The 15,389-nt window shown below is 62.9% G+C and carries 16 protein-coding genes; 9 read left to right on the forward strand and 7 right to left on the reverse strand.

What is annotated here, in order from left to right; all coding sequences use genetic code 11:
• The first annotated feature begins 59 nt into the window (after nucleotides 1-59).
• Nucleotides 60-1,844, forward strand: coding sequence for a single-stranded-DNA-specific exonuclease RecJ (recJ, locus tag AC0L2Z_RS27950; RefSeq protein WP_473531066.1), 1,785 nt, complete (start codon nucleotides 60-62; stop codon nucleotides 1,842-1,844).
• 45 nt (nucleotides 1,845-1,889) lie between these two features.
• Here recJ and AC0L2Z_RS27955 read toward each other — a convergent pair whose 3' ends face one another.
• From AC0L2Z_RS27955 to folE, 3 genes are all read right to left on the reverse strand, one after another.
• Nucleotides 1,890-2,858, reverse strand: a complete 969-nt coding sequence (locus AC0L2Z_RS27955) for a patatin family protein (RefSeq protein ID WP_128186154.1) — start codon at nucleotides 2,856-2,858, stop codon at nucleotides 1,890-1,892.
• An 84-nt stretch (nucleotides 2,859-2,942) separates the two neighbouring features.
• Complete coding sequence (gene hisI / locus AC0L2Z_RS27960; RefSeq protein WP_473531065.1) at nucleotides 2,943-3,413, reverse strand: phosphoribosyl-AMP cyclohydrolase; 471 nt, start codon at nucleotides 3,411-3,413, stop codon at nucleotides 2,943-2,945.
• Between the two features lie 138 nt (nucleotides 3,414-3,551).
• Nucleotides 3,552-4,187, reverse strand: a complete 636-nt coding sequence (gene folE / locus AC0L2Z_RS27965) for a GTP cyclohydrolase I FolE (RefSeq protein WP_023801043.1) — start codon at nucleotides 4,185-4,187, stop codon at nucleotides 3,552-3,554.
• A gap of 240 nt (nucleotides 4,188-4,427) precedes the next feature.
• Here folE and AC0L2Z_RS27970 point away from each other — a divergent pair, with 240 nt between their 5' ends.
• The 5 genes from AC0L2Z_RS27970 (at nucleotide 4,428) to AC0L2Z_RS27990 (ending at nucleotide 9,420) form a co-directional block, all read left to right on the forward strand.
• The gene (locus tag AC0L2Z_RS27970) at nucleotides 4,428-4,874 is read left to right on the forward strand and encodes an iron-sulfur cluster assembly scaffold protein (protein WP_023801044.1); all 447 of its coding nucleotides are present in this window, start codon (nucleotides 4,428-4,430) and stop codon (nucleotides 4,872-4,874) included.
• 7 nt (nucleotides 4,875-4,881) lie between these two features.
• On the forward strand, nucleotides 4,882-5,259 hold the full coding sequence (yidD, locus tag AC0L2Z_RS27975) for a membrane protein insertion efficiency factor YidD (RefSeq protein ID WP_128244790.1): 378 nt from the start codon (nucleotides 4,882-4,884) through the stop codon (nucleotides 5,257-5,259).
• Between the two features lie 124 nt (nucleotides 5,260-5,383).
• The gene (gene blaOXA, locus AC0L2Z_RS27980) at nucleotides 5,384-6,223 is read left to right on the forward strand and encodes a class D beta-lactamase (RefSeq protein WP_473531063.1); all 840 of its coding nucleotides are present in this window, start codon (nucleotides 5,384-5,386) and stop codon (nucleotides 6,221-6,223) included.
• Nucleotides 6,224-6,389: 166 nt separating this feature from the next.
• Nucleotides 6,390-8,366 carry a threonine--tRNA ligase gene (gene thrS / locus AC0L2Z_RS27985; RefSeq protein WP_473629865.1) on the forward strand — a complete coding sequence of 659 codons (1,977 nt, stop codon included), beginning with the start codon at nucleotides 6,390-6,392 and terminating at the stop codon, nucleotides 8,364-8,366.
• Nucleotides 8,367-8,481: 115 nt separating this feature from the next.
• Nucleotides 8,482-9,420: a lysophospholipid acyltransferase family protein gene (locus AC0L2Z_RS27990; protein WP_473629884.1), complete on the forward strand. Its 939-nt coding sequence runs from the start codon at nucleotides 8,482-8,484 to the stop codon at nucleotides 9,418-9,420.
• A gap of 50 nt (nucleotides 9,421-9,470) precedes the next feature.
• On the opposite strand, the gene AC0L2Z_RS27995 is transcribed toward AC0L2Z_RS27990, so the two are convergent.
• Entirely contained in the window at nucleotides 9,471-10,436 is a 966-nt protein-coding gene (locus AC0L2Z_RS27995; RefSeq protein ID WP_473629866.1) for a hypothetical protein, read from the reverse strand.
• Nucleotides 10,437-10,592: 156 nt separating this feature from the next.
• Between AC0L2Z_RS27995 and AC0L2Z_RS28000 the strand changes: the two genes are divergently transcribed.
• Together AC0L2Z_RS28000 and AC0L2Z_RS28005 are read left to right on the forward strand one after the other, a co-directional pair.
• A complete protein-coding gene (locus tag AC0L2Z_RS28000; RefSeq protein WP_128244793.1) occupies nucleotides 10,593-11,177 on the forward strand; it encodes a nitroreductase family protein in 585 nt (194 codons plus the stop codon).
• Entirely contained in the window at nucleotides 11,178-11,786 is a 609-nt protein-coding gene (locus AC0L2Z_RS28005; RefSeq protein ID WP_128172304.1) for a flavin reductase family protein, read from the forward strand.
• Nucleotides 11,787-11,798: 12 nt separating this feature from the next.
• Here AC0L2Z_RS28005 and AC0L2Z_RS28010 read toward each other — a convergent pair whose 3' ends face one another.
• Both AC0L2Z_RS28010 and AC0L2Z_RS28015 read right to left on the reverse strand, forming a co-directional pair.
• Complete coding sequence (locus AC0L2Z_RS28010; protein WP_473629867.1) at nucleotides 11,799-12,680, reverse strand: HpcH/HpaI aldolase/citrate lyase family protein; 882 nt, start codon at nucleotides 12,678-12,680, stop codon at nucleotides 11,799-11,801.
• 3 nt (nucleotides 12,681-12,683) lie between these two features.
• Nucleotides 12,684-13,157 carry a MaoC family dehydratase gene (locus AC0L2Z_RS28015; protein ID WP_461435579.1) on the reverse strand — a complete coding sequence of 158 codons (474 nt, stop codon included), beginning with the start codon at nucleotides 13,155-13,157 and terminating at the stop codon, nucleotides 12,684-12,686.
• Between the two features lie 238 nt (nucleotides 13,158-13,395).
• Between AC0L2Z_RS28015 and AC0L2Z_RS28020 the strand changes: the two genes are divergently transcribed.
• Nucleotides 13,396-14,517 (forward strand): DUF2336 domain-containing protein, encoded by a 1,122-nt coding sequence (locus AC0L2Z_RS28020; RefSeq protein WP_473629868.1) that lies wholly within the window; start codon nucleotides 13,396-13,398, stop codon nucleotides 14,515-14,517.
• Between the two features lie 77 nt (nucleotides 14,518-14,594).
• Here the strand turns inward: AC0L2Z_RS28020 and dapB are convergent, their stop codons facing one another.
• Nucleotides 14,595-15,377 (reverse strand): 4-hydroxy-tetrahydrodipicolinate reductase, encoded by a 783-nt coding sequence (gene dapB / locus AC0L2Z_RS28025; RefSeq protein WP_473629885.1) that lies wholly within the window; start codon nucleotides 15,375-15,377, stop codon nucleotides 14,595-14,597.
• Nucleotides 15,378-15,389: the final 12 nt, after the last annotated feature.

The following is a 15,389-nucleotide window of genomic DNA, read 5'->3' on the forward strand; positions in this document are numbered from 1 at the left end:
CCCGACTCGGCTGGCCGTCGCATATCGTGAGAAATGACAATCCGCAGACGGCGCGTCGCATGACGGGCGAAAACCGTATCTTCCTCGATGTCAGGCAGTCGGCATCAGGTGTTTCCTGGGAGCACCGGTTGACCGAGCGGCAGGACATGACCGCGCTTGCCATAGCGCAAGGCTATGGCGTGCCGGACATCGTTGCGCGCGTGCTTGCCGGGCGCGGCGTGACCGCCGAGCAGACCGAGCGGTTCCTGGATCCGACCATCCGCGATCTTTTGCCGGACCCGGCGTCGCTGACTGACATGGACAAGGCCGCCGCCCGCATCGCCGGGGCAGTCGTTGCCAGGGAAAAGGTGGCGATCTTCGGCGACTACGATGTCGACGGCGCCGCCTCGTCGGCGCTGCTCAAGCGGTTCCTCACGCATTTCTCGGTGCCTGCGGAGATCTACATACCGGACCGTATCTTCGAAGGGTACGGCCCCAACCCGGAAGCGATGCGTGAACTCGTCTCGCGCGGCGCGACGCTGATCGTCACCGTCGATTGCGGCACCAACAGCGCCGTATCCATCGACGCGGCGAACGCTGGCGGCGCCGATGTCGTGGTGCTCGATCATCACCAGCTCGGCGGTCCGCCGCCGGCAGCGGTTGCGGTCGTCAATCCCAATCGCGAGGACGACCTTTCGGGGCAGGGCCATCTTTGTGCCGCCGGCGTCGTCTTCCTGGCGCTGGTGCAGACGGCGAAGATCCTGCGCGGCCGGTTGCCGGATGCCGCACCGCCGGACCTGCTCGGCTTGCTCGACCTCGTTGCCCTGGCCACCGTTTGCGACGTGGTGCCGCTGACCGGCGTCAACCGCGCCTTCGTGGTCAAGGGACTGCAGATCGCACGCCAGCAGAGGAACGAAGGATTGGCGGCATTGGCGCGGGTCTCGCGCATCGGCGAGCCGGTCAGCACCTTTCATCTGGCCTATCTGATCGGCCCGCGCATCAATGCCGGTGGGCGCATCGGCGACGCAGCACTCGGCAGCCGCCTGCTCGCCACCGACGATCCCGTCGAGGCCCGCACCATCGCCGAGACGCTGGACCGGCTCAATCAGGAGCGGCAGCAGATGGAACTGGAAATGCTGGCCGCGGCACGCGTCGAGGCCGATGCCGAGCTTGCCGGCGGCAACGGGCCAGCCATCGTCGTCACCGCCAGCTCCAACTGGCATCCCGGCATCGTCGGCCTGCTGGCCTCGCGGCTCAAGGACCATGCGCGCCGACCGGCTTTCGCCATCGCCTTCAACGCCAATGGTGTCGGCACCGGGTCGGGCCGTTCGGTGACGGGCTTCGATCTTGGCCGGCTGGTGCGCGAGGCGGCCATTGCCGGGCTGATCGTCAAGGGCGGCGGCCATGGCATGGCGGCCGGCATCACGGTGGAGCGGGCGAAACTTGGCGCGCTCAGGGCCTTCTTCGAGGAACGAGCGGCGGCCGAGGTGTTCCGGCTGCAAGGCGAGGAAAGCCTGGCGATCGACGGCGCGCTGGCCGCCGAGGGCGCGACGCTTGGCCTGCTCGATGCACTGGAGAAAGCCGGCCCGTTCGGCGCCGGGCATGTCGCACCGGTCTTCGCGCTGCCGCGCCATCGCCTTGCCGATGCGAGGCCGGTCGGCACCAATCACATCCGCGCCGAGTTGCAGTCGGAAAGCGGTGGCCGCATCCAGGCGATCGCGTTTCGCGCCGTCGACACGGCGCTCGGCGAATTCCTGTTCAAGAACAGGGGCAAGCCGGTGCATGTCGCCGGTTCGCTGTCGGGCAATCACTGGAACGGCAACCGCACGGTGCAGTTCCGCATCGTCGATGCTGCACGCGCCTGAGGATAGCTTCCGTTTTCTGCGCGGACCTTCAGTTCGGATCGCGCTTCAGGCCAGAACCGCCTGCAGGCGGGCCAACTCGTCGATCTGGGCCATTGTCACCTGATAGCCGATGCGGATCGCCTCGTCGGCGCGATGGAATTCGGTCAGGCCGATGTGGCTGAGTTTTGGCTGCAGCGACATATCGGGCGGGTCGCCGGCAAGTCGCGCCCGCGAAATGCGATCCTGGATGATGTTGAAGGCTTCGACCATAACGCCGGTGATGCCGAGCCGTGTCTGGTACTGGTGCCCTGTGTCGATCAGGCCGGGCCTTGGCGCGTCCTTCTCGACGACCAATTCGCCGGCGCTATGCTTGATGACGGCGGCGCGGCCGAACAGATCGTAGTGAAGGTTCACCGCGACCACGAGCGGCTGCTCGTAGGCGCGGCAGACCGAGACCGGGACCGGATTGACCAGCGCGCCGTCGACCAGCACGCGCCCGTTGCAACTGACCGGTTCGAATACGCCGGGCAGGGCGTAGGAGGCGCGCATGGCGGTGATCAGCGAGCCGCCCGACAGCCAGATTTCATGGCCGGTGCGGATCTCCGTGGTGACGCAGACGAAAGGTTTTGGCAGATCCTCGAAACGGATGCCGGCCATGTGCTCGCGCAGCCGTGCATCGAGCTTCATGCCGCCGAACAGTCCGCTGCCGCGCAGATTGAGATCGAGAAGACCAAAAATACGCCGCTTGGTCAGGCTCCTGGCGAATTCTTCCAACTCATCCAGCTTGCCGGCAAGGTAGCAGCCGCCGACCAGCGCGCCGATCGAGGTGCCCGCGATCATCGACACTTCGATGCCGGCTTCGTCGAGCGCGTGCAGTACGCCGATATGGGCCCAGCCACGCGCGCAGCCGCCGCCCAGCGCCAGCGAAATGCCTGTTTTCCTGGCGGGGCTCTTTTCGGATGCACCGGCGGACGATGACAGGCCATTGGCCTCCCGAACGTCAGGTCTGTTATGCAATGACGCCCATTCGAGCATCACAATCTCCCTTGTCCCGCGGCTAAATTATCTGCAGGCCGTATCGAAATCATGAATATACGTGATTGCAGTTCGGCGAATGGTTCAAATAGATGGTTCATGAGGCTTTCGATACGTTTCTTGCGCATCGAACAGCGGCTTGCTGCCATCGCTGGCAAGCGTCCCCTTGCCGTCGATCAGTCCCACCGTCCGATAAAAGCAGGAACGCCGGCCGGTGTGGCAGGTTGCGTCGTGGCCCATCACTTTGACGCGCAGCCATATTGCGTCCTGGTCACAATCCGTGAGCATCTCGACGATTTTCTGGACATTCCCGGACGTTTCGCCCTTCTTCCACAGAGCGCTGCGCGAGCGCGACCAGTAGTGGGCAATGCCGGTTTCCAGCGTCAGCGCCAGCGCTTCGGCGTTCATATGCGCGACCATCAGCAGCATGCCGTCTTCGGCATCGGTGACGACGACGGTGACCAGGCCGCCGGCATCGAAGCGCGGCGAAAAGACCGTGCTTTCTTCCAGTGTTTTCTTGTCTGATGGAGCTTTTCGAAATTTCACTGCCGACATCGCCGGTCCTTGTTCAGAGCCTCGCCCAGTCCGAAAGGATCGGAATGGGCGAGGCTCTGTCTTGTTGTTTGGCCATGATCTGATCCGAGAACCGGTTCTCATTTCTCGCGACCATGGCTGGCGGCCGGCGAGGCTCGTTCAGCCCCTGCCGCCGCGCACCATGGTGACGAAACGGACCTGTTCCTCGGGCGTGTCCTTAAAGACGCCGGTGAAGGTCGAGGTCAGCGTCGTGGAGCCTTCCTTGCGGATGCCGCGCATGGCCATGCACATATGCTCGGCTTCGAGCATGACGGCGACGCCGCGAGGATTGAGCACATCCTGGATGACGCCGGCGATCTGTGCGGTCATCGCTTCCTGGGTCTGCAGGCGCTGGGCAAAGATATCGACGACGCGGGCGATCTTGGACAGGCCGACGACCTTGCCGTCCGGCAGATAGCCGACATGCGCCTTGCCGATGATCGGCACCATGTGGTGCTCGCAATGCGAATGGAACGTTATATCCTTGACGAGGACAAGGTCGTCATAGCCGGCGACTTCCTCGAAGGTGCGGCCGAGTTCTTCGGCCGGGCACTTGTCGTAGCCGCCGAACATTTCACGATAGGCCTTCACCACACGCTTTGGCGTATCGACCAGGCCCTCCCGGTCCGGATTGTCGCCGGTCCAGCGCAACAGCGTGCGCACCGCGGCCTCGGCTTCGGCTTCGGTCGGCCGATCGGTGACCGGCTTTTCCATATAGGCAGAAGGGGGCATGAATTTCTTGATGACGGCATCCATAAAGGCGTCTCCCGTAGTTCCCCTCTCAGGAGGAACGAGTTGAACGGACCACGACCTTTCGGGTGTTAGAAACGTGCCCTGTTTCCAGCCCGTAAGCGGCGTGAAGTGAATTGAGCAGGGACGCGGTCGTTGGTCGCCTTGTCCATACCCGAGTACCAGCATTATATATGATCGTTGCGAGCGAAAGGAAGGCCGCCTGCGGCAATCGCTGTTCGCTCGGCGGCAACGGATTGGAAAAATATGATCGACGACGTCTACAATGCGAAAATTCTGGGATTTGCCGGGAATATCGCGCGGATCGGCCGGCTCGACCATCCCGATGCAACCGCGCGCGCGCATTCCAAGCTGTGTGGCTCGACGGTGACCGTCGATCTGAAGATGGATGACGGCATCGTCACCGATTTCGCCCATGACGTCAAAGCCTGCGCGCTTGGCCAGGCGTCGTCCTCAATCATGGCGCAGCATGTCGTCGGCGCCAGCGCGGATGAATTGCGCAGCGTTCGCGAGACCATGCTGAAGATGCTGAAGGAAAACGGCGCGCCGCCACAAGGCCGCTTCGCCGACCTCAGATACCTCGAACCGGTGCGCGACTACAAGGCGCGCCATGCCTCGACCATGCTGACCTTCGATGCGGTGGTCGACGCGATCGGCCAGATCGAGAAGAAGCGCGCCGAACAGGCGGCGTAGCCGTCAAATGGCGACGGATCACACGCATCAGCGGCCGCGATACACGCGCAACTGGCCAGGTCCCTGGCGCAAGACGCCCGGCCGAATTTTGGGCACCTCGCTCGTGCGTTTTTATCAGCTGACGCTGTCCGGCTTTGTCGGCAATTCCTGCCGGCATTTGCCGACCTGCTCCGAATACGCGCACGAAGCGATTGCCCGCCATGGGCTATGGGCCGGCGGCTGGATGGGTTTTTTCCGCGTGCTGCGCTGCGGGCCGGGCGGAACGCATGGCATCGACCGGGTGCCGGAGGTGCTGGCCGAGCGCTATGCCTGGTTCACGCCCTGGCGGTACTGGCGGATCGGAAAGAAGCGCAGTGATCCGGAACCCGATGCCGGTGGGGCGTAAGCTCTGCAAACAGAGCAGGATCTTTACGATTTGCTAAGGTTAACCGCACGTTGCCCATTTAAGACAAAATCGAGACAAGCCGCCTCGCTAAGCCGCTCCTGATAGCCATCAGGAGAGATTGCCAATGCGCCAGATAGACCGCCGTCCATTCGTTTTCGCCGTGGTTATCTACCTTCTGGCCTGGTTTTTGGGTTTTCCGATCCGCGCACAATCGGCGCCGCTGGGGGAGGTCGAATGCACGCTGATCCTGGATGCTGCAAGCGGTGAAACGCTGTATCGGGACGGGGTCTGCGACCAGCGCTTCAGCCCCGCCTCGACTTTCAAGGTCCCATTGGCCCTGATCGGCTATGATTCGGGAATCCTGAGCGACGAGCACACGCCGGCTTGGGACTACAAGCCCGAGTTCAAGGCGGTCAAGCGGGACCAGAAAACCGTAGACCCGACGATCTGGGAAAAGGATTCGGTGCTGTGGTTTTCGCAGGAAATCACCCGCCGGCTCGGCAGCGAGCGGTTTGCCGGCTACGTCTCGAAATTCGACTACGGCAATACCGATGTTGCCGGCATTGCCGGCAGGAATGATGGCCTCACCCGGTCCTGGGTGAATTCTTCCCTTGAGATATCGCCGGTCGAACAGGTGAATTTCCTGCGCCGGCTGCTTGCCGGCGAACTGCCGGTTTCGGCCAAAGCCCACGCGATGACCAAGGCGATCTTGCCGACCTTCCGGTCAGGTGGCTGGACGGTGCAGGGCAAGACCGGGACCACCAGGCTTGGCGAAAGCGCCGACAAGGGCCCGCTTGGCTGGCGCTCGCTTGGCTGGTTTGTCGGCTGGGCGAACAAGGATGCGCGCAGCATCGTCTTTGCCCGCCTGGTAATCGATACGAAACGTTCCGATACGCCGAAGGGTCCTCAGACGCGGACGATATTCCTGAAAGAGCTGCCGAATCTCATCAACAAGAGCAAGTGATCGGCCATTCGCCTTTACGGCACGAAAATCTGCCCATAAAAGACTGCCGCCGGACGCATCCGGCTTTTTACTTTATGCATGTCGGTCGAGCCAAAACCGCTGCACACTTTGGGCGACATGCATTTCACCACCCGCGCTCGTTTGCGGGACTGGATAGGAGAATTTTATGCTGAATTCCGTTTCCCTGACATTTCCCGATGGCTCCGCCCGCGACTACGATGCGGCGATGACCGGCGCCGGCCTGGCGGAATCGATCTCCAAGTCGCTGGCCAGGAAGGCGGTCGCCTACTCGATCGATGGCGTGGTGCGCGATCTTTCCGACCCGCTCGGCAAGTCCGGCAAGATCGAGATCATCACCCGCGAGGATCCGCGCGCGCTGGAGCTCATCCGCCATGACGCAGCGCACGTGCTGGCCGAAGCCGTGCAGGAATTGTGGCCGGGTACGCAGGTGACCATCGGCCCGGTGATCGACAACGGCTTCTACTATGATTTTGCCCGCAACGAGCCGTTCACGCCCGACGATTTCCCGGTGATCGAGAAGAAGATGCGCGAGATCATCGCGCGCAACAAGCCGTTCACCAAAGAGGTGTGGTCGCGTGAGAAGGCGAAAAAGATCTTTGCTGACAAGGGCGAGCGCTACAAGCTGGAACTGATCGACGCCATTCCCGAAGATCAGGACCTCAAGATCTATGCGCAGGGCGATTGGTTCGACCTCTGCCGCGGCCCGCACATGGTCTCGACCGGACAGATCGGCAGCGCCTTCAAGCTGATGAAGGTGGCCGGCGCCTATTGGCGCGGCGATTCGAACAATCCGATGCTGACCCGCATCTACGGCACGGCCTGGGCCGATCAGGCGCAGCTCGATGCCTATCAGACCATGCTGGAGGAAGCCGAAAAGCGCGACCACAGGAAGCTCGGCCGGGAGATGGACCTGTTCCATTTCCAGGAGGAGGGGCCGGGCGTCGTCTTTTGGCATGCCAAGGGCTGGAGGCTGTTCCAGAACCTGGTCAACTACATGCGTCGCCGCCTCGACGAGCAGGGTTATCAGGAAGTCAACGCGCCGCAAGTGCTCGACAAGAGCCTGTGGGAGACGTCAGGTCACTGGGGCTGGTACCGGGACAATATGTTCAAGGTGACGGTTGCCGGCGACGATACCGACGACGACCGGATGTTTGCACTGAAGCCGATGAACTGCCCCGGCCACGTCCAGATCTTCAAGCACGGGCTGAAGTCCTACCGCGATCTGCCGGTAAAACTTGCGGAATTCGGCAATGTGCATCGCTATGAGCCGTCCGGCGCGCTGCATGGGCTGATGCGCGTGCGCGGCTTTACCCAGGACGATGCCCACATCTTCTGCACCGAGGAACAGCTCGCCGACGAATGCATCAAGATCAACGACCTGATCCTGTCGACCTATGCCGATTTCGGCTTCGATGAAATCACCGTCAAGCTGGCGACCCGTCCCGAAAAACGGGTCGGCACCGACGCGATGTGGGATCATGCCGAGGGCGTGCTGCAGGACGTGCTCGACAAGATCGCGGCGCGGTCGGGCAACCGGATCAAGACCGGCGTCAATCCGGGCGAGGGCACGTTCTACGGGCCAAAATTCGAATATGTGCTGAAGGACGCCATCGGCCGCGACTGGCAATGCGGGACCACGCAGGTCGATTTCAACCTGCCGGAACGGTTCGGCGCCTTCTACATCGGCTCGGATTCGGAAAAAAAGCAGCCGGTGATGGTGCATCGCGCCATCTGCGGTTCGATGGAGCGCTTCCTCGGCATCCTGATCGAGAACTATTCCGGCCATTTCCCGCTGTGGTTCGCACCGCTGCAAGTGGTGGTCGCAACGATCACCTCCGATGCCGACGATTACGCGCAAAAGGTCGTCGCGCAGCTGAAGGCGGCTGGACTGCTGGCGGAAGCCGATCTTCGCAACGAGAAGATCAACTACAAGGTCCGCGAGCACAGCCTGGCCAAGGTTCCGGTCATCCTCGTCTGCGGCAAGCGCGAGGCGGAGGAAGAGACGGTCAACATCCGCCGGCTCGGCTCGCGCGACCAGGAGTCGCTTGGCCTTGGCCAGGCAGTGGCAATGCTTGCCGAAGAGGCGGTGACGCCCGACCGCAAGCGCAAACGAGCGGCCTGAGTTCAGCCGGATTGTCGATGAAATGGCGGTGGAGCGATCCACCGCCATTCACATGCACGCCATTCACATGCCCGCCATTTCACACGCTTGTCACGCCGGTCTTGTAACGAGCCTCATGCTCAAGCTGAAGATGCGCGAAAGACCGTTTCCCGAGCTTTCCTATGCCAGCCCGCATCAGCCGGCATTGACGCGCTGGTTCATCCACTCCATTGAAGGCCTGTCCGGCCGCGATCGCTTCGCGGCGCTCTATGACTTTTGGCGCCGTCATGTGGTGCCGAGCGGCGAGCGCGTGTTCAGCCGCATGCTGGAGCTGATCGATGTCAGGGTGCGGACCACCGGCCAATGGCCGCCGGAAAAATTGCCCGACACGCCGCTGGTGATCGTCGCCAACCACCCGTTCGGCATCGGCGACGGCATTGCGGTGCTGTCGCTGGCCGAGCAGCTTCAGCGCCCGTTCCGTGTCATGATCCACAAGGATCTGCTCAAGATTCGCGAGATAGAGCCCTATTCGCTGCCGATCGACTTTTCCGAGACCAAGGACGCGCTCCGGAACAACATGGCGGTGCGCCATGAGGCGGTGCGGCTGCTGAAAGACGGCGTCATCATCGTCGTCTTCCCCGCGGGCGGCGTCGCCACCGCGCCGAAAGGTTTTGGCCGGGCGCGCGACCTGCCGTGGAAGATGTTTCCGGCGCGTCTCGTTAGGGATGCCAAGGCGTCGGTTGTCCCAATGCACTTTTCCGGCCAGAACGGGCGGCTGTTCCACCTGGTCAGCGGACCCATGAACCTGGCCGAGCGTGACGGGCGCGTGGCGAAGTTCGTCGGCAGGGCTTCGCTGACGCTGCGTACTTCGCTGCTCATCCACGAATTCGGTCGGCTGTCCGGCAAATCGATCGACGTGCGCGTCGGCGACGTGCTGGGATGGGACGAACTGGAGCAGGTGCGCGACCGCAAGGCTTTGCTCGAGCGGCTTTACCGGGCTGTTTTCGATCTGGCTCCGGCGGAACCGCGCGACCGCGGCCAGTTTCTGCCGCGACGCATGCGCAACGCCGCCTGATCGGCAAATCATACGCTGCTGGACCGGTTCCCGCACAGGGGTTCGGACGTCTAGTCCGCGCCTTCTTGAGGATCGATCGCCGAGGCTTCCGTGGCCAAAACCTGGATTTCCTGGTTCTGCCCGGCCACGACCGTAAAATCTTTCTGGTAGATGCGGTCGCGGTTCTTGGCGATGATGGTGTAGTCGCCCTCGGCAAGCACCATCGAAGCAAAGGCGCCGACGGTTTCCTGGATGGGGTCGCCGGATTCGTTGAGCAACGACCAGGAGGTGTCGGCGATCGCCTCTCCGCCCGGCTCGCGCACCAGCTTCATGGTCATCTCCGCCGCACGATGCTCGACGGCCGCTTCGGTCAGCTTGCCGGCCTCGACGCGGATATCGGAGCGGATGACCGCATTCACCGAGCCATAGGTCGAGACGACATGATAGACGCCCGCGTTCAGCCGCACGACGCTGTTCGGCTCGACGTCGGGTATGATCAGGGCGCGATCGTGATTGGCTTCGGCCTGGCCTTCATAGATCGAAAAGCGCAGTTTCTTCGGCGGTATGCGCACCCCGCCCGACAGCACGGCGTCGAGCTTGAGTCCGCCGGCATCGAGCACGAGGCTTTCGCGCTTGGCGTCCTTGCCGACGGTGATGCGCTTTGTGGCGCCGGCCCGGCCGTAAGAGGCGTGGACCAGATAGCTGCCGGGCTCGAGCTGGAACACCGCGCTGCCGCCATGGGCGGAGGCGACCATCGGCAGCTTGCCGTCGCCGGTGGGGTCGGGCCTGAAGACGCGCCAGACGATGCCGCGCGTGATGTCGGCGCCCTTGTCGGTCAATTGCGCCGACAGCGTGATCGCCCCGCTGCTCGCCGCTGCCAGCGGTGCCTCGCTTTTCGGAGGCGCATAGTTCGACATTCCGGGAAGTTTCAGATCACCGAGGCCGTCCGCATCCTGCGCGACGGCAAGCGAAACCGGCACCATCAACAGTGCGGCAGCGAGCCAGATCGGGAAAAGTCGCAATGTCCCCTCAAACATGGCTTGCGTTGAAGCCCAAGGCGGTGGCAATTTCAAGGCTCAAAAGTCCGATCAGCTTCTACTGGAGGGCTCTTTGTGCGGCGCGCCGCGCCAAGCCCGAGCCGCCCGATGCCCCGATGGTGCGCTTCAGCTCAAATTCCAAGGAGACTTGCGCCCATGGCGTCGCCGATCATCGACTTTCTGCTGACCCGAAATTCCGCGCCGATCCCGGAGTTGAAGGAACCGGCGCCCAGCGACGCTGACATCGCGACGATGATTGCCGCCGCCTCGCGGGTGCCGGACCACGGCCGGCTCGAGCCGTGGCGCTTCATCCTGTACCGGGGCGAGGCGCGCGTCGAGATCGGCAAGAAGCTGGCGGCCCTTGCCGCACAGCGCGAAGGGCCGCTGCCGGAAGGCCGCCATAACCAGGAACTGGCGCGCTTTTCGCGCGCGCCTCTGGTGATCGGCGTGGTGTCGAGCCCGAAGGAAAACCCAAAAATCCCGCAATGGGAGATGTTCCTGTCCGGCGGCATGGCGGCGATGAACCTGATGCTATCAGCCAATGCGCTGGGCTATGGCACCAACATGATCAGCAACTGGTATTCCGACGTGCCGGAGGGCAGGGCGATCCTGGGGCTGGCGCCGCATGAGCGGGTGGTCGGCTTCATCCATATCGGCTCCTATCAGGGGCCGGCGCCCGAGCGGCCGCGGCCGGATCCGGCAAAGCTCTATGGCGATTATGCAGGGCCATGGGTGGGCTGAATGTTCTACGAGCCGTCTAAAGGCCACGGGCTGCCGCATGACCCGTCTAAGGCGATCGTGGCGCCACGGCCGATCGGCTGGATCTCGACGGTGAACAAGGCCGGCGAGGTCAACCTCGCCCCCTATTCATTCTTCAATGCGTTTTCGACGCGGCCCTTCATCGTCTGGTTTTCATCCGAAGGCGAGAAGGACAGCGCCACATTCGCCGAAGAAACGGGCGAGTTCGTCGCCAATCTCGTCAGCCGCGATCTCGCTGAAAAAATGGTCCGCACCGCGGTCGATGCGCCGCGCGGCGTCACCGAATTCGACTATGCCGATCTCGCCATGGCGCCGTCGCGGCTGGTTGCGCCACCCCGCGTGGCGGCGGCGCCCGCGGCGCTTGAATGCCGGGTGACGGAGATCATGCGTCCAAAGGCGCTGGACGGGACACCGACCGGCGCCATCGTCGTTGCCGGCGAAGTCGTCGGTGTGCATATCGACGATGCCTTCCTGAAAGACGGCATCTTCGATATCGTCAGGGCGGGCAATGTCGGCCGTCTCGGCTATATGGATTATGCCAGCGTCAGCGAGATCTTCTCGCTGCGCCGGCCTCATTGGGGAAAAGACTAGGCTGGGAAAATATTAGGCCGAAATCCCTGCCGCCCTGGCGCGTGCCAGAAGCCGCTCTGCCAGCTTGAGATGCGGCCGGTCGTACATCTTGCCGCCGATGCCGACGACGCCGGGATTTCCAGCCGCCTCGAATGCCTGGACGATCGCCAGGGAGTGTTTCACCGCCTCGGTCGACGGCGTGAAGGCGGCGTTGATGACAGGCACCTGCGCCGGATGGATCGCCATCTTGCCGGTGAAGCCGTCGCGCTCGGCCTCGGCGCATTCCGCCGCGAAGCCGGTCATGTCGCGAAAATCTGGGAAAACCGTGTCGATCGCCGCGACTTCCGCGTCACCGGCGGCGAGGATGGTCATGGTGCGGGCGAAGCGGAACACATCGGTGTAGCGGCCATTCTCGTCGCGGGCCGTGCGCGCACCGATTGCTGCCGAGAGATCTTCCGCACCCCAGGTCACGCCGACAAGCCGCACACTTGCCTTGGCGTAGCTCGCGGCCGCCAGCACGCCGGCAGCTGTTTCGGTGATGATCGGCAGGATTTTTATCGCACCGTCCGGCACCCCGCTTTCGGCCTCGTGCACCCTGAGCTTGGCCGAGAGCTGCTGGACATCCTGTCCGCTGTTCGACTTCGGCAGCATGATGCCGTCGGGTTTCACTGGCACGAGTGCCGCCAGATCGTCATCCGCCAGGCCGGTCGAGAGATCGTTGATGCGGACATAGATTGCGGAACTGGTTTGATGCCCGTGTTCGGTGATGAAGCGTGCGGCGATATCGCGGGCCAAGGTTTTGTTTTGTGGCGCGACCGAATCCTCGAGATCGACGATGACCACGTCGGCGTCGGCGCCAATCGCCTTTTCCAGCTTCTTTTCCGAATCGCCGGGAACGAACAGCAGCGAGCGCATCGGTCAGGCCTTCTTCATCATCATCGCCTGCCTCGTGCATTTGGCGACGAGCACGTCGTCCTGGTTGTAGGCGCGGTGCTCGAATTCGACGATGCCGCGGTCCGGCTTCGACCTGGAGTCGCGCACCGACACCACCGTCGTCTCGACGCGGATGGTGTCGCCGTGGAAGACCGGATGCGGAAACACCGTCTCCTTCATGCCGAGATTGGCAACGGTGGTGCCGACGGTGATGTCGTTCACCGAAATACCGATCATCAGGCCCAGCGTGAACAGCGAATTGACCAGCGGCTTGCCCCATTCGCTTTTGGCGGCGAAATCGAAATCGATGTGCAGCGGCTGCGGGTTCAGCGTCATTACCGAGAACAGCATGTTGTCGCTTTCGGTGACGGTTTTCCGCAGCGTGTGCTGGAAGACGTGGCCGACGACGAACTCTTCCAGATAAAGCCCGGCCATGGTCGATCTCCTCCGCTGCCGCATCGCCCCGAAAATCGGAATCGATTTTTTGGACAGTACGATGCTTCAAAGTGTTAGCGTGCTTTGTGCGTCCGAAAGCGCGCAAGTCGCTCTAAGGGTTGATAGGCGCTGCCTACCGCGCTCGCAAGCCAGTTAACAAAGAGGGGCAGTTAACAAAGATGGTGAACCGTTCGTAAACCATTTCTGCCTACGGTCTTCACTGGGGCGGGAACGGACTCGGGCTAGGGGCATAGCGGACGGCATGGTTGTTTCGCATTTCCTGAAATGGATTCATACGGCAAGGGTCTCTGAGCGCGCCGCGGCAGCAAGCGCATTGGCCCGCGCCTACATCAATGCCGAACTGCCTTTCGAGGATCGCTGCGCGGCGGAGGCGGCGCTGACGCTGCTGCTCGACGATGCCTCGTCGAAAGTGCGGCTGGCGATGGCAGAGGCGCTGTCGATGAGCCATCACGCGCCGCTGCAGATCATCAGCGCGCTGGCGTCCGATCAGCCGGAAGTCGCCAGCCTGGTGCTGGCACGTTCGCCGCTGCTTACCGATGCCGATCTGACCGACCGGGTTGCCGGCGGCCAGAAGGCGATCCAGAAACTGATCGCCGATCGTCCGCGCGTCTCCATGGCGGTCGCCGCCGCGATCGCCGAAATCGGGGAGCCGGAAGCCTGCGCCACGCTTCTCGCCAACAGCGGCGCCGACATCGCTTCGCTCAGCTTCCGCCGTATCGCCGAACGCCATGGCCATCTGCCTTCGCTGCGCGAAGCGCTGATATCGGATGCGCGTCTGCCCGCTGACTGCCGGCATATGCTGCTGATAAAAGTTGGTGAAACGCTCAAGGGTTCGCCGCTGGTCCTGGCGCTGATGGGCCGTGCCAGAACCGAGCGCGTCATGCGCGACGCCTGCGTCAAGGCTTCCCTGACGCTGATCGAAGGCACGCGCCAGGAAGAACATGCGGCGCTCATCGAGCATCTGCGCCTGCGCGGCGACCTGACCGCAAGCTTCATCATTCGCACCATCGCGCACGGCAAGGTCGATTTCTTCGGCTCGGCGCTGGTCGCGCTCAGCCAGCAATCCGAACAACGGGTGAGGGCGCTGCTGGCCGGCGGGCACGACGTGGCGCTGCAGGCGCTGCTCCGCAGCGCTGGCCTGGCCGCGGCCACGCACGCCATCATCCTGCGCGCGCTGAAGGTCTGGCGCGAGGTCGCCAATGGCAAGCGCCTCGCCGGCGTCCAGGAAGTCAGCTGGCTGATGCTGAAGGAATTGGGCGGGCAGTCCGCCGAAGGCGATCTCGCCGAATTGGTCAAATCGATCCACCTCGATGCGCTGCGCGAAAACGCGCGCGGTCACGCGCTGGCGATCGCTGCTGCCTAGTGGTGAAAATCTGACGGTTGATTCCCAAATCGAATTGCAGCAATGGGTGAAGAGCAGTCCTTGCGGCAGTTGCAAACTCAGCGGGAGATTGGCGACAACCCGAGAACGTCCTGCATGTCGTATTCGCCGGGTTCATGGTCTGAAACCCAGCGTGCGGCAGTCAACGCACCGCGCGCGAACATGCCGCGATCCAAAGCGGAATGCGACAATGTCAGAATCTCTTCGTCGGCGGCAAATACCACACTGTGCTCTCCAACGATGCCGCCGCCTCGCAATACGGAAAACCCGATTTCACCAAGCGCTCGCTCGCCAATAATACCATCGCGCCCGCGCCGTTCGACGGGAGCAAGCGGAACGCCCCGACCACTGGCCGCTGCTTCGCCTAGCATCAGCGCCGTTCCAGATGGTGCATCGATCTTCCGGCGATGGTGAGCTTCATGGACCTCGATATCCCAAACTTCAGCTGGGAAAGAGCGCGCGGCGCGCTCAACTAGGCCCACCAGCATGTTCACGCCAAGGGAGAAGTTGCCTGAACGCACGATCGCTATTTTACGTGCCGCCTCGGCGATCCGAGCGAGGTGAGTGTCCTCAAACCCTGTCGCGCCGATCACCATTGCTGGTCGACCCATCGCGGCGCACTTTTCTGCAAGCGCCGCCGATGCTTGGCCGGTCGTGAAATCCACGACGACATCCGCAGCGCGGAGCGCTGCGTCAACATCAATCAATCCGTCGACGACTTTTTCGGGGCGTCCGAAGCCTCCTACGAGCGAAAAGGCAGGTGCTGCGGCCACAGCAGCGAGTAATGCTCTGCCCATGTGGCCCTGCGCGCCAGCGACAGCGATTCTAATAGCAGGCACCAATGTTCTTCCCTT

The organism is Mesorhizobium sp. WSM4850 (assembly GCF_055811735.1).